Origin of the sequence: Streptomyces sp. NPDC002785, assembly GCF_040295565.1 — a bacterium.
Classification (GTDB): Bacteria; Actinomycetota; Actinomycetes; order Streptomycetales; family Streptomycetaceae; genus Streptomyces.
Genome location: NZ_JBEOVN010000032.1, coordinates 15185 through 31874 on the forward strand (window position 1 = coordinate 15185; position 16690 = coordinate 31874).

General features: G+C 70.0%; 13 protein-coding genes and 1 pseudogene. 4 read left to right on the forward strand and 10 right to left on the reverse strand.

The window, feature by feature from the left end; translation table 11 throughout:
• Positions 1-39 precede the first annotated feature (39 nt).
• Positions 40-216: pseudogene (locus ABTZ94_RS37800) on the reverse strand (CDGSH iron-sulfur domain-containing protein); the annotation flags it as partial.
• On the opposite strand from ABTZ94_RS37800, the gene ABTZ94_RS11195 reads away from it, so the two are divergent.
• Positions 164-340 carry a hypothetical protein gene (locus ABTZ94_RS11195; RefSeq protein ID WP_351199782.1) on the forward strand — a complete coding sequence of 59 codons (177 nt, stop codon included), beginning with the start codon at positions 164-166 and terminating at the stop codon, positions 338-340. The pseudogene ABTZ94_RS37800 and the gene ABTZ94_RS11195 sit on opposite strands and share 53 nt — an antisense overlap.
• A gap of 59 nt (positions 341-399) precedes the next feature.
• Here ABTZ94_RS11195 and ABTZ94_RS11200 read toward each other — a convergent pair whose 3' ends face one another.
• Both ABTZ94_RS11200 and ABTZ94_RS11205 read right to left on the reverse strand, forming a co-directional pair.
• Entirely contained in the window at positions 400-801 is a 402-nt protein-coding gene (locus ABTZ94_RS11200; RefSeq protein ID WP_351199783.1) for a RidA family protein, read from the reverse strand.
• Complete coding sequence (locus ABTZ94_RS11205) at positions 798-1925, reverse strand: acyl-CoA dehydrogenase family protein (RefSeq protein ID WP_351199785.1); 1128 nt, start codon at positions 1923-1925, stop codon at positions 798-800. The genes ABTZ94_RS11200 and ABTZ94_RS11205 overlap by 4 nt, the downstream gene beginning before the upstream one ends.
• 128 nt (positions 1926-2053) lie before the next feature.
• Here ABTZ94_RS11205 and ABTZ94_RS11210 point away from each other — a divergent pair, with 128 nt between their 5' ends.
• Positions 2054-3655 (forward strand): AMP-binding protein, encoded by a 1602-nt coding sequence (locus ABTZ94_RS11210; protein ID WP_351199838.1) that lies wholly within the window; start codon positions 2054-2056, stop codon positions 3653-3655.
• Positions 3656-3704: 49 nt separating this feature from the next.
• Positions 3705-4529 (forward strand): GNAT family N-acetyltransferase, encoded by an 825-nt coding sequence (locus ABTZ94_RS11215; RefSeq protein ID WP_351199787.1) that lies wholly within the window; start codon positions 3705-3707, stop codon positions 4527-4529.
• Positions 4530-4594: 65 nt separating this feature from the next.
• Here the strand turns inward: ABTZ94_RS11215 and ABTZ94_RS11220 are convergent, their stop codons facing one another.
• Both ABTZ94_RS11220 and ABTZ94_RS11225 read right to left on the reverse strand, forming a co-directional pair.
• Entirely contained in the window at positions 4595-6949 is a 2355-nt protein-coding gene (locus ABTZ94_RS11220; protein ID WP_351199789.1) for a bifunctional salicylyl-CoA 5-hydroxylase/oxidoreductase, read from the reverse strand.
• A 22-nt stretch (positions 6950-6971) separates the two neighbouring features.
• Entirely contained in the window at positions 6972-7799 is an 828-nt protein-coding gene (locus ABTZ94_RS11225) for an enoyl-CoA hydratase family protein (RefSeq protein ID WP_351199790.1), read from the reverse strand.
• 227 nt (positions 7800-8026) lie between these two features.
• Here ABTZ94_RS11225 and ABTZ94_RS11230 point away from each other — a divergent pair, with 227 nt between their 5' ends.
• Positions 8027-8458, forward strand: a complete 432-nt coding sequence (locus ABTZ94_RS11230; RefSeq protein WP_351199792.1) for an ATP-binding protein — start codon at positions 8027-8029, stop codon at positions 8456-8458.
• Positions 8459-8489: 31 nt separating this feature from the next.
• On the opposite strand, the gene ABTZ94_RS11235 is transcribed toward ABTZ94_RS11230, so the two are convergent.
• The 5 genes from ABTZ94_RS11235 to ABTZ94_RS11255 form a co-directional block, all read right to left on the reverse strand.
• On the reverse strand, positions 8490-9932 hold the full coding sequence (locus ABTZ94_RS11235) for an amino acid permease (RefSeq protein WP_351199794.1): 1443 nt from the start codon (positions 9930-9932) through the stop codon (positions 8490-8492).
• Between the two features lie 184 nt (positions 9933-10116).
• Positions 10117-11124, reverse strand: coding sequence for an ornithine carbamoyltransferase (gene argF / locus ABTZ94_RS11240; protein WP_351199796.1), 1008 nt, complete (start codon positions 11122-11124; stop codon positions 10117-10119).
• Positions 11125-11293: 169 nt separating this feature from the next.
• Positions 11294-12526, reverse strand: a complete 1233-nt coding sequence (locus ABTZ94_RS11245; protein WP_351199798.1) for an arginine deiminase — start codon at positions 12524-12526, stop codon at positions 11294-11296.
• Between the two features lie 93 nt (positions 12527-12619).
• Positions 12620-15193: a polynucleotide kinase-phosphatase gene (locus ABTZ94_RS11250; RefSeq protein ID WP_351199800.1), complete on the reverse strand. Its 2574-nt coding sequence runs from the start codon at positions 15191-15193 to the stop codon at positions 12620-12622.
• Positions 15190-16677, reverse strand: coding sequence for a 3' terminal RNA ribose 2'-O-methyltransferase Hen1 (locus ABTZ94_RS11255; protein WP_351199802.1), 1488 nt, complete (start codon positions 16675-16677; stop codon positions 15190-15192). Before ABTZ94_RS11255 ends, ABTZ94_RS11250 begins: the two co-directional genes overlap by 4 nt.
• Positions 16678-16690: the final 13 nt, after the last annotated feature.

Consider the following 16690-nt stretch of genomic DNA (forward strand, 5'->3'; position numbering starts at 1 on the left):
GCAAAAGGCACTGAATACAGATATATCCCTGACCGTGCATCACCCGTACGGCGCGCCGCGCCCGGCTCCGCGCGGTGCGTTCACCTGTGCTCGCGCCAGACCCGCTGGGGTTCGCCTGTGCTCGCCGCAGACCCCGCCGTGGTCGCAGTACGGCGCGTTCCCGGTGCGTCCGCAGCCGCACAGCATCACCCGGGTCTCCCGGCGCGGCCCCTCGGGGGCAGTTCGGCGAGATCCGCATGTTTCGCTGCTGATCGGCGACGTCCGTGAACGGCCGTTCGGCCAGGACGTGCTGCCGGACCTGGTGGACCACCTGATGAGCCTGCCCGTCGCGGCCGGCTGACCGTTCGTTCCCCTGCGCGTTGCTGGACGGGCTCGGGATGCCCGGCCCGTCCGGCGCCTTCACGGCAGTACCGCCACCCCGTCGATCTCGACCAGCGCCTGCTCGTCCCAGAGCCTCGCCACACCGATGACCGCCATCGCCGGATAATCGCGGCCCGCCAACTGCCGCCAGATCCGGCCAAGTTCCCCGGCATGGGACCGGTAGTCGGCCACGTCGGTGGCGTACACGGTGACCCTGGCCAGGTCCGCCGGGGAGCCGCCCGCCGCGCGCAGGGCGGTGAGCAGATTGGTGAGCGCCGTCGCGAACTGCTCGGGCAGGACGGCCCCGACGACCTTGCCGTCCTGGTCGAGGGCGGTCTGCCCGGCCAGGAAGATCAGTCGGCCGCCGGTGGCCGTGACGGCGTGCGAGAAGCCCGCGGGCGTCGAGAGTTCGGCGGGGTTGATCCGGTGGACCGGACTCATGCGGATGCCTCCCGGTTCGCGTACAGCTCCTTGGCAATGATCGTGCGCTGGACCTCGCTGGCGCCCTCGTAGATCCTTGGGGCGCGGACCTCCCGGTAGAGGTGTTCGAGGAGGTGGCCGCGGCGCAGGGCGCGAGCGCCGTGCAGTTGGACGGCGGTGTCGACGACGTACTGCGCGGTCTCGGTGGCGTACAGCTTCGCCATGGCAGCGCGGCGCGGTACGCCGGGCTCGCCCGCGTCGTACGCGGCGGCGGCCGCGTACACCAGGAGCCGGGCGGCCTCGGTGCGGGTGGCCATCTCGGCGACCTGGTGGGAGACGGCCTGAAGGTCCTTCAGCGGGCCGCCGAACGCGGTGCGTCGGGCGGTGTGCGCCACCGTGGTGTCGAGGGCGGCGCGGGCCATGCCGACGGCGAACGCGCCGACGCTGGGGCGGAACAGGTTGAGGGTGTTCATGGCGACCGAAAAGCCGCGGTCCGGTTCGCCGAGCACATCGTCGGGGGTGACCGGGACGCCGTCGAAGACCAGGGCGCCGATGGGGTGCGGCGAGAGCATGTCGAGGGCGGTGCCGGTCAGTCCGGGGCGGTCGGCGGGGACCAGGAACGCGGTGACGCCACGGGATCCGGCGCCCTGGGTCGTACGGGCGAAGACGGTGTAGAAGTCGGCTTCGGGCGCGTTGGAGATCCAGCACTTCTCGCCGGTCAGCCGCCAACCGTCGGGGGCGTGTTCGGCGTTCAGGGCGAGGGCCGCCGCGTCGGAGCCCGCGCCCGGTTCGCTGAGTGCGAAGGCGGCGACAGCGCGGCCCGCGCGCACCTCGGGGAGCCAGCGTTCGCGATGGGCCGGGGTTCCCGCCCGGACCACTGGATGGGTGCCGAGGCCCTGGAGGGCCAGTGCGGTCTCGGCCTCGGTGCAGCCGCGGGCCAGGGACTCGCGGAGCAGGCAGAGGTCGAAGGCGCCGGAGTTCAGCAGCCGGTCCAGGAGGCCGGACTCACCGAGTGCGGCGATCAGGGGGCGGTTGACGTGGCCCGGGTCGCCTTTTTCGGCGAGGGGACGCAGTTGCTGCTCGGCAAGGGCTCTTAGCTCTTCACACCAGGCGGTTTGTGCCGGATCGAGCGAGAATGCCGTCATACCGGCGCCTCTCTTGTCGGTGTCCGAGGCGCCCGCGCGGGCGCGTCTCGTTTTCTCGTCTTATCGCGGACCGTTGACTACCGTCACCCAAACGATACGCTCCAGAGGCGACAAGGGGGCGATCCGTGATGGACCCGAAGACCTCAGCGCACCTCGACACCTTCGCCAGGGAGCACCTGCCACCCCAGGACCAGTGGCCGGAACTGCTCTTCGACCTTCCCGAACTGCACTATCCGGCCCGCCTCAACTGCGCGGCCGAACTGCTGGACCGTACGATCGACCGCTTCGGCCCCGGCCGCCCCGCCTTCCGTACCCCCGACGGCGGAGTGTGGAGCTACGGGGAGCTGCGGGACCAGGTGGACCGGATCGCTCACGTTCTCACCTCCGGTCTGGGTGTCGTCCCCGGCAACCGCGTCCTGCTGCGCGGCCCCACCACTCCCCATCTGGCCGCGTGCTGGCTCGCGGTACTGAAGGCGGGCGCGATCGCCGTCACGGTACTGGCCCAGCAGCGGTCCGCCGAGCTCGCCACCATCTGCTCGATCGCCCGGGTGAGCCACGCGCTGTGCGACATCCGGGTGGTCGACGACCTGGCGAAGGCGCAGGTGCCGGGGTTGCGGATCACGGCGTACGGAGGTGACGCCCCGGATGATCTGCTGCACCTGGCCGAGGCCGGTACGGGACCGTACCGCCCCGTGGAAACGGCGGCGGACGATGTCGCACTGATCGCGTTCACCTCGGGCACCACCGGACGCCCCAAAGGCTGTATGCACTTCCACCGGGATTTACTCGCCATCGCCGACACCTTCTCGCGCCATGTCCTGCGTCCGACGTCCGACGATGTGTTCGCGGGCAGTCCGCCCCTCGGCTTCACCTTCGGGCTCGGGGGTCTGGTGGTCTTCCCGCTGCGGGTTGGTGCCAGTGCACTGCTGCTCGAACAGTCCGGCCCGGCGCAGCTGCTGCCCGCGCTCGCCGCCCACCAAGTCTCGGTGCTGTTCACCGCGCCGACCGCCTACCGCGTGATGCTCGACCACATCGACAAGCACGATCTGACCGCGCTGCGGCGCTGTGTCTCGGCCGGCGAGAACCTTCCGGTCGCCACGTGGCGGTCCTGGTACGAGCGGACGGGCCTGCGCATCATCAACGGCATCGGCGCCACCGAACTGCTGCACATCTTCATCTCCGCCGCCGACGACGCGATCCGCCCCGGCACCACCGGAGTTCCCGTGCCCGGCTGGCAGGCCCGGGTGCTGGACCGCACGGGCAGGCAGGTCCCGGACGGGGAGCCCGGACTCCTCGCCGTACGCGGACCGGTCGGCTGCCGCTATCTCGCCGACGAACGCCAGCGGGACTATGTGGCGCACGGCTGGAATCTCACCGGCGACACCTACGTGCGTGACGCGGACGGCTATTTCCGTTACGTCGCCCGTGCCGACGACATGATCATTTCCTCCGGCTACAACATCGCCGGCCCCGAGGTCGAGGACGCCCTGCTGCACCATCCCGCGGTGGCCGAGGCCGCGGTGGTGGGCCGGGCCGACGAGCTGCGCGGCCGGATCGTGGTGGCGTACGTGGTGCTGCGCGACGGCGCGGAACTGTCGGCCGAGGAGCTGCGCACGTACATGAAGAGCGAACTGGCTCCGCACAAGTGCCCGCGCGTCATCGAGTTCCTGCCCGCACTCCCCCGCACCGCCACCGGAAAACTGCAGCGGTTCCGGCTGCGGGAGGACTGACCCGGAAAATATGGGTGCTTCGCTCCGCGCGCACCCGGCAGGATGAGACATGACCTGGACCTTCACCGATGACGTCGACGTCTTTCTCGACGCGGCCGGCGCCTCGCTGGCCGCCCGCCCGGCCGAGAACACCCTGGTACTGACCGTCACCGCCACCCTGCGGCGCAGCGGCCCGCACGCCTATGGCGACGGTGCCCCGCTGCTGGGCTGGTGGCGCGGGGCGGACGGCGAGGTCGCGGGGACACTCGTGCACACCCCGCCGTATCCCCCGCTGCTGGGAACCGTCGCCCCGGAGGCAGTCGTTCCGCTGGCCGCCGCGCTCCCGCTGACCGGGATCAACGCGGACCGGGCCACCGCCGAGGCGCTGGCCGCCACTTGGCCCGGTCACCGGGTCGACCAGGAGCAGCGGCTCTACCGGCTTGAGACGCTGGTCCCGCCCTCTCCGGCACCGTCGGGGAGACCCAGGGCCGCCACCGCCGCCGACCGGGAACTGCTGGTGCGCTGGCACCTCGCGTTCGCCGACCAGGTCGGCCAGCCCGGCACCCATGCCGAACGGCTGGTGGACGAGCGGACGGCGTCCGGCGGACTGACGCTCTGGGAGGCGGACGGCTCCCCGGTGTCGATGGCGGGCGTCTCACCGCGGATCGCGGGCACCGTGCGGGTCGCGACGGTCTACACACCTTCCGAGCACCGCGGCCGGGGGTACGCGGCCGCGGTGACGGCGGAGGTCAGCCGGGCGGCACGGGAGGCGGGCGCGGAGGAGGTACTGCTCTTCACCGACCTCGCGAACCCGACCAGCAACGGCGTGTATCAGCGCATCGGTTATCGGGCGGTCTCGGACCGGCTGCTGATCAGCGCGGAGCGGGAGCGATGAGCGGGCCGCCGGACCCCGCGGGCCCGCCCGGGCCCGTGTGGCTGGGCGCGGCGAACGCCTGCCCGTCACCCCAGAGCGAGCCGCGGCTTCGGTGCGTCCGTGCGGCCCGTCGGCGGGGTGCGGCTGCCCGCGCGGTACGGAAGCGGCCAGGGCGCGCCCGGTCCGCCGTAGCCCTGGTCGGCGGCCGCGTGCAGCGTCCAGTGCGGGTCGTAGAGATGTGGGCGCGCCAGGGCGCAGAGGTCGGCCCGGCCCGCGAGCAGCAGTGAATTGACGTCGTCCCAGGAGGAGATCGCACCGACCGCGATGACGGGCACGCACAGCGTGTTACGGATCCGGTCGGCGTACGGGGTCTGGTACGAGCGGCCGTACTCGGGGCGTTCGTCGGGGATGACCTGACCGGTCGACACGTCGATGGCGTCGGCCCCGTGGGCGACGAAGGCGCGGGCGATCTCGACGGCGTCCTCGGCCGTCGTGCCGCCTTCGGCCCAGTCCGTGGCAGAGATACGGACGGTCATGGGCCGGTCGTCGGGCCAGTCGGCGCGGATCGCGTCGAAGACTTCGAGAGGGAAGCGGAGCCGGCCCGGCAGTGATCCGCCGTAACGGTCGGTGCGGTGGTTGGTGAGCGGCGAGAGGAAACCGGACAGCAGGTAGCCGTGGGCACAGTGGAGTTCGAGCAGGTCGAAGCCGCAGAGGTCGGCGCGCCGGGCCGCCGATACGAACTGTTCGCGTACGGCGTCGAGCCCGGCCCGGTCCAAGGCGTGCGGGACCTGGTTGACGCCGTCCGCGTACGGGATCGGGGAGGCGGCGGTCAGCGGCCAGTTGCCGTGGTCGAGGGGCTGGTCGATGCCTTCCCACATCAGTTTGGTGGAACCCTTGCGCCCGGAGTGGCCGAGCTGGACGCCGATGGCCGTACCGGGTGCGCTCGCATGGACGAAGTCGGTGATCCGGGTCCAGGCAGCGGCCTGTTCGGGGGTGTAGAGGCCGGTGCAGCCGGGGGTGATGCGGCCCTCGGCGCTGACGCACACCATCTCCGTCATGACGAGCCCTGCACCGCCGAGTGCGCGTGCGCCCAGGTGGACGAGGTGGAAGTCGCCGGGGACGCCGTCGGCGGCCGAGTACATGTCCATGGGTGAGACGACGACGCGGTTGCGGAGTTCGAGACCGCGCAGCCGCAACGGGGTGAACATCGGCGGGGTGCCAGGGACACAGCCGAACTCCTCCTCGACGGCGGCGGTGAAGGAGGCGTCGCGCAGCCGCAGATTGTCGTGGGTGACGCGGCGGCTGCGGGTGAGAAGGTTGAAGGCGAACTGGCGGGGCGGCTGGTCGACGTACGTGCCGAGCTCCTCGAACCAGCGCAGGCTGGCCGCGGCGGCCCGCTGGGTCGACTCGACGACCGGTCGGCGCTCGGCCTCGTACGCGGACAGCGCACCGGGCAGATCGGGCTGTTCCTCGATGCAGGCGGCGAGCGCGAGGGCGTCCTCGACGGCGAGTTTGGTGCCGGAGCCGATGGAGAAGTGCGCGGTGTGGGCGGCGTCGCCGATGAGGACCGTGTTGCCGTGCGACCAGCGGGCGTTGACGACGGTACGGAAGGTGAGCCAGGCGGAGTTGTTGGAGCGCAGCGGCCGGCCGCCGAGCGCCTCGACGAAGATCTTGGCGCAGCGTACCGTCGACTGCTCGACGTCGCAGGTGTCGAATCCCGCGGCCCGCCACACCTCCTCGCGCATCTCGACGATGACGGTGGAGGAGTCGGCCGAGAAGGGGTAGCCGTGGAGCTGCATCACCCCGTACTCCGTCTCGGCGATCTCGAAGCGGAAGGCGTCGAGGGCGAAGTCGGCGGCGAGCCAGATGTAGCGGCAGCGGTGGGAGGTGAGGCGGGGGCCGAAGGTGTCGGCGTGAGCGGCGCGGGTGAGGCTGTGCACACCGTCGGCGGCGATCACCAGGTCGTACGCGGCAGCGAGCTCGGCGGCCGGCGGGGCCTCGGTGCGGAAGCGGAGCCGTACGCCGAGGGAGTCGCAGCGTTCGTGCAGGATCTCCAGGAGCCTGCGCCGGCCCAGCGCCGCGAAGCCGTGGCCGCCGGAGGTCTGGGTCACGCCGCGGTGGACGATGTCGATGTCGTCCCACCGTACGAATTCGTCCTGGAGTGCCCGGTGGACGACGGGGTCGGCGTGCTCGATGCCGCCGAGGGTCTCGTCGGAGAGGACGACGCCGAAGCCGAAGGTGTCGTCGGGGGCGTTTCGCTCCCAGACGGTGATGTCGCGTTCCGGATCGAGACGCTTGAGCAGGGCCGCGGCATAGAGCCCGCCAGGTCCGCCACCGATGACCGCGATCCGCTTCACGCCGGTCCGCTGTGTACCGGGTGCCGTCGCGGCGGTCCGGATCGCACCGGTCGCCGTCACGGCGGACGCCCCAATTCCGGTCATGCTCGTGTCGGGCGACATCGCGCTACCGGCCTTGCCATTTCGGTGGCCGCTTCTCGGTGAAGGCGGCGTGGAATTCGGCGTAGTCGTCGCCGTGCATCAGCAGGGCCTGGGTCGCGGCGTCCATCTCGACCGCGGCGGCGAGCGGCATGTCGAGTTCGGCGGTGAGCAGCGCCTTGGTCTGGGCGAGGGCGAGGGCCGGTCCGTCGGCGAGGCGGCGGGCGAGCGCTGCCGCGCGCGCATCGGCCTGACCTTCTTCGGTCAGCTCGCTGATCAGTCCGATCCGTTCCGCCTCCGGTGCGCGGACCGGTTCGCCGAGCATCAGCAGCCGGGTGGCATGGCCGAGACCGACGACGCGCGGCAGCAGATAGGCGGCGCCCATGTCGCCGCCGGAGAGGCCCACCCTGGTGAACAGGAAGGCGAAGCGGGCGGACGGGTCGGCGATCCGGAAGTCGGCGGCCAGCGCAAGAACCGCGCCGGCACCTGCGGCCACGCCGTGTACGGCGGCGATGACGGGGAAGGGGGTTTCACGTAGGGCCCGCACCACCTGCCCGGTCATGCGGTTGAAATCGAGGAGCTGGGCGGTGTCCATGGCGAGTGTCGCGCCGATGATGTCGTCGACATCTCCGCCGGAGCAGAAACCGCGGCCCTCCCCCGCGAGCACCAGAGCCCGCACGGTGCGTTCGCGGGACAGTTCGGCAAGCAGGTCGCGCAGGTCGGCGTAGGCGCCGAAGGTGAGCGCGTTGAGTTTCTCGGGCCGGGCGAGGGTGACGGTGGCAACGCCGTCATCCGTCGTCAGCCGCAGATGGCGCCAGTCATCAGTACGGGGGGCGGAGCTGGGAAACGGGCTCATGGAGGGGGCTCCCCTTCAGCCGTCGGGCTGCTACCTGCAACCGAACTTATCACCCGTACGTGACTCTCGTCACGAACACGCAATAAGTGGAGCGTGAGAACGTGGTGCCGAACGTCCCCTTCATATCGGTCGACAGACCCTTGTTCGCACTGTTTCACTTTATAAGGTTGAAATTCGGAAGTATTTGACCTCCAGAATGTTCACGAACTCCGGAACGGAACCATGCTGTGCCCTCCGATGTCCCCCTCCCCGCCTCCTGGCGGATTGCCCTGCCGCATTCGACGGCGGCCGTACCGGTGGCCCGCGCCCTGATCCGTACGGCACTGGCGGACATCGAGGCGCCGGCCGATTCCGACACCGCCGAGCTCCTCACCGCCGAACTGGTCGCCAACGCCGTGGAGCACACCCGCAGCGATGAGCCCATCGAGCTGGTGGTGGAGCTCCTGCCGAGCGGCTGCCAGGTGGAGGTGCACGACCGCGATCCGGTCCCCCCGGGCGATCTCTCCCATCCGGAGCCCGGCAGCGAGCCGGACCCCTGGCAGGAACACGGCCGGGGTCTGCTGCTGATCCGTACGCTCAGCTCGTCCTGCGGTCACCGCACGACGAAACACGGCAAAGCGGTGTGGTTCACCCTGCCCTCCCGTACGCCTCACAGCTGACCGGACACCTCGGCGCCGGCCGACCGCCCCCTCATCGACCGGCGTCGACGGCGGCCAGCCGGGAGCGGCTGCGGCCGTAGAAGGCATACACCGCCGCGCCTGCGATCAGGAAGACGGCGAACTGCACCCAGGTCGCCCAGCCCGTCCCGTACATCAGATAGAGGCAGAAGGCGACGCCCAGGAGCGGGCTCAGCGGATAGAGCGGCACCCGGAACGAGCCCGTCACTTCGGGGTTGCGGCGGCGCAGCACGATCACCGCGATGTTCACCGCGACCATGGTGGCCAGCGTGCCGATGGTCGTCAGATTCACCACCACGTCGAGCGAGGAGAAGGCCGCCGGGACCGCGAAGACGACAGCCACGATCCAGGTGTTGGCGACCGGCGTCGCCGTCCGCGGCGAGACCCGCTCGAAGACCCGCGGGATCAGACCGTCGCGGGACATCGACATCAGGATGCGGGTCTGCCCGTACATCACCGCGAGCACGACGGATGCGATCGCGACAACCGCTCCGAAGGCGATGATTCCACCGCCGACGGTCGAGCCTGTGACCTGGTCGACGACGATCGAGAGGGCGGCCGGCTTGTCGGCGACGGCCTCCGGGCCGAGGGCGCCGATGGCCGCGAGCGCGACGGCGCAGTAGAGCAGGGTGACCAGGCCGATGCAGACCATGATCGCGATCGGGATGTTCCGCCGCGGATCCCTGACCTCTTCGCCCGCGGTGGTGATGGCGTCGAAGCCGATGTACGAGAAGAACGCCAGCGACGCGCCGGCGGTGACCCCGCCCGCCCCGTGGGCGACGAACGGCGTGAGATTCCCGTGCTCGAAGGCCGTGAAGGCAATGACGCAGAACATGATCAGAATGGCGATCTTGAGGACCGCCATCGCGGTGGTGGCCCCCGCGCTTTCCCGGACGCCGCGCACCAGCAGGGTGGCGGCCATCATGACCACCAGGACCGCGGGCAGATTGATCACTCCGCCGTCGCCGGGCCCCGCCGAGAGGGCCGCGGGCAGCTGCCAGCCGAACAGGCTGTTCAGCAGCTCATTGACGTACTGGCTCCAGCCGACGGCGACCGCGGAGACCGAGACTCCGTACTCCAGCAGCAGACACCAGCCGACGAGGAACGCGATGCGTTCGCCGAGGGTCGCATAGGCGAAGGAGTACGAGCTGCCGGACACCGGGATCGCGCTGCCCAGCTCGGCGAACGAGAACGCGGTGAAGATGCAGGTGATCGCGGCGAGCACGAAGGACAGCACAACCGCGGGGCCGGCTTCGGCGACGCTGTCGGAGAGGCCGACGAAGATGCCGGTGCCGACGACGGCGCCGACACCGAAGCACACCAGCTGGAAGAGTCCCATGGTGCGCTTGAGGCCGTGCCCCTCCAGGTCGGCGCCGGACTCGGCGATCAGCTGGTGAGGGTTCTTGATGCGTGGCCCACAGGGGCGCAGGGAGCTCGGCGGGCGCAGCGGACTCACGGGATGATCTCTTCTCTGGTGGAGCACGTGGGGGGATGTGCACCCGGGGCCCGTGGGGGGCTCCGGGCTCTGGTGACACACGCGAAAATGGGGTTCGAGCGTGCGAGCTCGAACCCCACCAAGAGACAACATATTAGTCGCCTTCGTGCATGTTCACCCAATCGGGCGCATGATCATGCAGTGATCAGCTTGTCGCTGCCAGGGTTGCCACCAGAACGGCCTTGATGGTGTGCAAGCGGTTCTCGGCCTCGTCGAAGACGATCGAGTGCGGGGACTCGAAGACCTCGTCGGTGACCTCCAGCTCCGTCAGCCCGTGGGCGGCCTCGATCTCGCGCCCGACCTTGGTGCCGAGGTCGTGGAAGGCCGGGAGACAGTGCAGGAACTTCACGCCGGCGTTGCCGGTGGCGCGCAGGACGTCCATGGTCACGGCGTACGGCGCGAGGGCCTGGATGCGCTCGCCCCAGACCTCCTTGGGCTCACCCATGGAGACCCAGACATCGGTGGCGACGAAGTCCGTACCCTTGACGCCCTCGGCGATGTCCTCCGTGAGAGTGACAGTCGCACCACTGACCCCGGCCAGCCTGCGGGCTTCGGTGACGATCTCCTCGGCCGGCCAGTACGACTTCGGCGCGACGATCCGCACGTCCATGCCCAGCAGGGCGCCGGTGACCAGGTAGGAGTTGCCCATATTGAAGCGGGCGTCGCCGAGGTAGGCGAAGGCGATCCGCTCCAGCGGCTTCTCGCTGTGTTCGGCCATGGTGAGGACATCGGCGAGCATCTGGGTCGGGTGCCAGTCGTCGGTGAGTCCGTTGAATACCGGAACGCCGCCGTACGCAGCCAGTTCCTCGACTGCCGCCTGGCTGTCACCGCGGTACTCGATGCCGTCGAACATCCGGCCGAGGACGCGGGCCGTGTCCTTCACCGACTCCTTGTGCCCCAGCTGCGAGCCGGAGGGGTCGAGATACGTCGTGGACGCACCCTGATCGGCGGCGGCCACCTCGAAGGCGCAGCGGGTGCGGGTCGAAGTCTTTTCGAAGATCAGCGCGATGTTCTTGCCGCGCAGCCGCTGCACTTCGGTCCCCGACTTCTTGGCGGCCTTGAGCTCGGCCGCGAGGTCGATCAGGCCACGGAACTCCTCTGCCGTGAAGTCCAGCTCCTTGAGGAAGTGGCGGCCTGCGAGATCTATGGCCATGGGGCTGCTCCTGGGTCGGGGTGAGGATCGCACGTACAGCGTTCCTGGAAGTCTATACGACACCCTGCATTGCTATACGAAGCCCCCAAGACCCTTCGCGCGGAGACTCTCCGTGCGGAGACTCTTTCCTTGCGCCGGGTCGCGCCACGCTGCACCAGCTCGTGCTCCGCTACACCGGATCACGCATCACGGGGCAGCTCATGCAGCGGGGACCGCCCCTGCCCCGGCCGAGTTCGCTGCCGCGGATCTCTATGACCTCGATGCCCTCCTTTCGCAGATAGGTGTTGGTGGTGGCGTTGCGCTCGTACGCGACGACAACGCCCGGCTCGACGGCCAGCACATTGCAGCCGTCGTCCCACTGCTCGCGCTCGGCGGCGTGCACATCCTGGGTGGCCGTGAGAACCCGGACAGAGTCCAGGCCCAGGGCGTGCGCGATCGCGTCGTGCATGTGCTCGGGCGGATGGTCGGTGACCTTCAGATCCCTCGGCCCGTCACCGGGCTCGATGGTGTACGAGCGGAGCATGCCCAGGCCCGCGTACTTGGTGAAGGTGTCGCCGTCGATCATCGTCATGACCGTGTCGAGGTGCATGAACGCCCGGCGCTTGGGCATGTCGAGCGCCACGATCGTGTGCGCCGAGCCGGCATCGAACAGTCCGCGCGCGAGCATCTCCACCGCCTGCGGGGTAGTGCGCTCGCTCATCCCGATGAGTACGGCCCCGTGGCCGATGACCAGTACGTCGCCGCCCTCGATGGTGGAGGGGTAGTCGTGCTGCCCCTGCGACCAGTGGTGGAAGACGCCTGCGTCGGGGCCGGTGAAGAGCGGGTGGTGGCGGTAGATCGCCTCGAAGTGGACGGTCTCGCGCTGCCGGGCCGGCCAGCGCATCGCGTTGATCGACACCCCGTCGTATATCCAGGCCGAGGTGTCCCTGGTGAAGAGATGGTTCGGCAGCGGGCCGAGCAGAAAGTCGTCCAGGTCCATGACATGGAAGCGGACGGAGGTCGGCTCGCTGTGCCGCTGCAGGAACTCCCGCTTGGTCATCCCGCCGACCAGCGCCTCGGCCAGCTCGGCGCTGGGCAACTCCTCGAAGGCGGCCCGCAGATGCTCGGTGGCGAGCGGGCCGTACTCCTTCTCCTCGAAGACCCGGTCCAGGACGAGCCGCCTGGCCACCGGGATCTCCAGCGACTCACGGAGCAGATCGCCGAAGAGGTGCACCTCCACTCCGCGGTCGCGCAGCACGTCCGCGAAGCCGTCGTGCTCCTGGCGGGCCCGGCGCACCCAGAGCACGTCGTCGAACAGGAGCGCGTCCTTGTTACTGGGGGTGAGCCGCTTCAGTTCAAGATCGGGGCGGTGCAGGATGACGCGGCGCAGCCGCCCGGCCTCGGAGTCGACATGGAATCCCATGCCTCCATCCTCACCGTGCGAAGCGCTGTTCACCCGGCGAATCGCCAGCGGGTTTTCCGTTGATCTCATCGGAAAACCCGCTGGCACCACGGTCTAAAGCCGCGGGTCGACCGGCTCCGACTCCAGGGCCAGGACCGCGAACACCGCCTCGTGGACCCGCCACAGCGGCTCCCCGTCGGCCAGCCGGTCCAGCGCTTCGAGCCCCAGCGCGTACTCCCGGAGCGCCAACGACCGCTTGTGGCCGAGGAACCGGCCGCGCAGCCGCTCCAGATTCTGCGGGCGGGTGTACTCGGGGCCGTAGATGATCCGGAGGTACTCCCGGCCGCGGACCTTGATGCCCGGCTGGACCAGCCTGCCCTTGCCGTCCCGCACGAGCGCGGCGAGCGGCTTGACGACCATGCCTTCGCCGCCGCGTCCGGTCATCTCCAGCCACCAGTCGATGCCGGAGCGCACCGACGCCTCGTCTTCGGTGTCGACGACGAGCCGGCGGGTGACCTGGAGCAGTCCGGTCGGATCGTGCTCGACCAGCCGGTCGAGCCATGCCAGCTGCTCGTCGTGCGGTACGGAGGCCAGCGAGCGGCCCTGCACGGCGAGGATCTGGAACGGCGCGAGCCGCACCCCGTCCGGGCCCTCGGTGCTCCAGCAGTAGCGGCGGTACGCCTCGGTGAACGCGGCCGCGTCCTCGGCCCGTCCCTGCTGGCGGTCCGCGAGAGCGCCCACGTCCACCCCACGGGCCACCGCTGCCGCGAGGGCCGCGTTGGCCTGCGGGAGGACGGCCCCGGATGCGGCACCGACCGCGGCGTACTGCGAGCGCAGCAGCCCGGCCGCCTTGAGTGACCACGGCATCAGCTCGGCGTCGAGCAGCACCCAGTCGGTGTCCCACTCCTCCCAGAGTCCGGCGGCGGTGACGGCGGTGCGCAGCCTGCCGAGGATCACCTCGGTAAGTGCGACATCGTCGAGGAACGGCCTTCCGGTGCGGGTGTAGAGCACCCCGGTCGGACCTTCCCCACCGCCGCAAGCGTGGGAGGTGCCCCCTGCGCCGAACCGGTCACGGGCGGTGTTCGCGTCCCGGCAGACCAGCGCCACCGCACGGGAGCCCATGTGCTTCTCCTCGCACACGACCTTGGTGACACCGTCCGCCCGGTACTGGGCGAAGGCCTCGGCCGGGTGCTCCAGGTAGCCGTCCTCGTGCGACGTGGCGGTGGGCGCCATGGTCGGCGGGAGGTAGCCGAGCAGCCGCGGGTCGACAGCGAACCGGCTCATGACTTCGAGTGCCGCCGCGGCGTTCTCCTCGCGGACCGCGATGCGGCCCATGTGCCGGGTCTCCACGATCCGGCGGCCATGCACATCGGAGAGGTCCAGCGGCCGGCCCTCCCGGCCCCCGGGCGCCTCGGTGGTCAGCGGCTTGGCCGGCTCGTACCAGACCTTCTCGGCCGGTACGTCGACGAGCTCACGCTCCGGCCAGCGCAGCGCGGTCATCTTCCCCCCGAAAACAGCACCGGTGTCCAGGCAGATGGTGTTGTTGACCCAGGAGGTGTTGGGCACCGGGGTGTGGCCGTAGACCACGGCGGCACGGCCGCGGTACTCCTCCGCCCACGGGTAACGCACGGGCAGGCCGAACTCGTCGGTCTCGCCGGTGGTGTCCCCGTACAGCGCGTGCGAGCGGACCCGTCCGGAGGTGCGCCCGTGGTACTTCTCGGGCAGCCCGGCGTGGCAGACGACGAGCTTGCCCTCGTCGAGCACGTAGTGGCTGACGAGCCCGTCGATGAACTCCCGCACCTGCTCCCGGAAGGCGGGGTCCTTCTCGTCCTCCCGGTCCAACTGCTCGATGGTCTCGGCGAGTCCATGGGTGTGCTGGACGTTGCGGCCCTTGAGGTAGCGGCCGAGCTTGTTCTCGTGGTTGCCCGGCACGCACAGGGCGTTACCCGACGACACCATGGACATGACGCGGCGCAGTACCCCGGGGCTGTCGGGGCCGCGGTCCACGAGGTCGCCGACGAAGACCGCCGTACGGCCTTCGGGGTGTGCGCCGTCGACGTAGCCGAGCTTGCCGAGCAGAGCCTCCAGCTCGGAACTGCAGCCGTGGATGTCACCGATGATGTCGAAGGGTCCGGTGAGGTGGCGCAGGTCGTTGTAGCGGCGCTCCAGCACCACTTCGGCGTGCTCCGCCTCCTCCTCGGTGTGCAGGATGTGCACCTTGCGGAAGCCCTCGCGCTCCAGGCCGCGCAGCGAGCGGCGCAGTTCGCGACGGTGGCGCTGGATGACGTGGCGCGGCATGTCGGCGCGGTCGGGGCGGCCCGCGTTGCGCGCGATGCAGACCTCTTCGGGCAGGTCGAGGACGATCGCGATGGGCAGCACGTCGTGGCTCCGGGCCAGTTGGACCAGCTGCTTGCGGCTCTCGGACTGGACGCTGGTGGCGTCCACGACGGTCAGCCGCCCGGCGGCGAGCCGCTTGCCCACGATGTAGTGGAGAACGTCGAAGGCGTCACGGCTGGCGCTCTGGTCGTTCTCGTCATCGGCGACCAGACCGCGGCAGAAGTCCGAGGAGACGATCTCCGTGGGCTTGAAGTGCTTACGGGCGAAGGTGGACTTGCCGGAACCGCTGGCTCCGATGAGGACCACGAGGGAGAGGTCGGTCACCGGCAACGTGCGCGAAGTACTGGTCATGCGACTTTCGCCTCCTTCCCGGTCTCGTTCTTGGTCTCATCGGCTGCGGTCATCGTGAACACGGCCATCTGTGTCGGCGGCCCCACCTCGGGGTCGTCGAGCCCCACGGGGACGAAATCAACCCCGTATCCATGCCGCTGGGCCACCTCCTGGGCCCAGTCGCGGAACTCGGCCCTGGTCCACTCGAACCGATGGTCGCCATGACGCACATGCCCGGCCGGAAGGGTCTCCCAGCGGACGTTGTACTCGACGTTCGGCGTCGTCACCAGCACGGTCCGTGGTCGGGCCGAACCGAACACGGCGTACTCCAGCGCGGGCAGCCTCGGCAGGTCGAGGTGCTCGATGACCTCGCTGAGCACGGCCGCGTCATAGCCCTTGAGCCGCTTGTCGGTGTAGGTGAGCGAACCCTGCTGAAGCGTGACCCGTCCGGCCTGCCGCTCCCCCATCCGGTCCAGCTTCAGCCGTCGCGAGGCGATGGTGAGGGCGCGCATGGAGACATCGACCCCGACGATCTCCGTGAAGCCCACGTCCTTGAGCAGTACCTGCACCAACTGGCCCTGGCCGCAGCCCAGATCGAGGACCCGGCTCGCCCCGGCGGTGCGCAGCGCGTCCAGGATCGCGGTGCGCCGCTGTTCGGCGAGCGGCACCGGCTTCTCCTCGGTGTCGGTCGTCTCGTCCACCGCGTTGTCGATGCTCTCGACGTCGAGGTCGTCCGACTCGGCGAGCCGCACCAGTTCGAGCCGCTGCATCGCCTGCCGGGTCAGCCCCCAGCGCCGGGACAGATAGCGGCTGGTGATCAGCTTCTGCTCGGGATGGCCGGCCAGCCAGCCGTCACCGGCCCGCAACAGCTTGTCCACCTCGTCCGGTGCGACCCAGTAGTGCTTGGCGTCGTCGAGCACCGGCAGCAGGACGTACAGCTGCCGCAACGCGTCCGCCAGCCGCAACTCGCCTTCCAGCACCAGCCGTACGTACCGCGAGTCCCCCCATTCCGGGAACTGCTCGTCCAGAGGTACGGCCACGGCGTCCACACTCGTCCAGCCGAGTGGCCCGAAGAGCTTGTGCACCAGTTCCGCGCCGCCACGCGCCGGCAGTGCGGGCACCTCGATCCGCAGCGGAAGCGGCGCCTGTACACGTTCGGGCAGTGCGCGGCACACACCGTTCAGCGCGGTCTTGAAGACCGTGCTCATCGCGACGGAGAGCAGCGAGGACGCCGCGTACGGACGGTCGTTCACGTACTGCGCGAGCGCCGCGTCGGGGGCGCCGCCCCGGCCCTTGCCCTTGCCGCGCCGCACCAGCGCCACGGGATCCACCTCCAGCAGGAGCGCCGCTGTGCAGCGCTCGGCGGACGCCTCGGGATAGAAGACATGCGCGGTGCCATGGGAGGTGGAGAACGTCTGCGCCTTCTCGGGATGTTTATGCAGCAGAAAGCCGAGATCGGTCGCGGGACGTTCCGGATTGCCGGTCGTGCTGATTGTCAGGAACACACGTCCGAGTATG

Bases quoted from the DNA above. Each gene is read 5' to 3' on its own strand.
- ABTZ94_RS11200 (WP_351199783.1), bottom strand. From the start codon at position 801: ATGAGTCCGGTCCACCGGATCAACCCCGCCGAACTCTCGACGCCCGCG.
- ABTZ94_RS11205 (WP_351199785.1), bottom strand. From the start codon at position 1,925: ATGACGGCATTCTCGCTCGATCCGGCACAAACCGCCTGGTGTGAAGAG.
- ABTZ94_RS11210 (WP_351199838.1), top strand. From the start codon at position 2,054: ATGGACCCGAAGACCTCAGCGCACCTCGACACCTTCGCCAGGGAGCAC.
- ABTZ94_RS11215 (WP_351199787.1), top strand. From the start codon at position 3,705: ATGACCTGGACCTTCACCGATGACGTCGACGTCTTTCTCGACGCGGCC.
- ABTZ94_RS11220 (WP_351199789.1), bottom strand. From the start codon at position 6,949: ATGACCGGAATTGGGGCGTCCGCCGTGACGGCGACCGGTGCGATCCGG.
- ABTZ94_RS11225 (WP_351199790.1), bottom strand. From the start codon at position 7,799: ATGAGCCCGTTTCCCAGCTCCGCCCCCCGTACTGATGACTGGCGCCAT.
- argF (WP_351199796.1), bottom strand. From the start codon at position 11,124: ATGGCCATAGATCTCGCAGGCCGCCACTTCCTCAAGGAGCTGGACTTC.
- ABTZ94_RS11245 (WP_351199798.1), bottom strand. From the start codon at position 12,526: ATGGGATTCCATGTCGACTCCGAGGCCGGGCGGCTGCGCCGCGTCATC.
- ABTZ94_RS11250 (WP_351199800.1), bottom strand. From the start codon at position 15,193: ATGACCAGTACTTCGCGCACGTTGCCGGTGACCGACCTCTCCCTCGTG.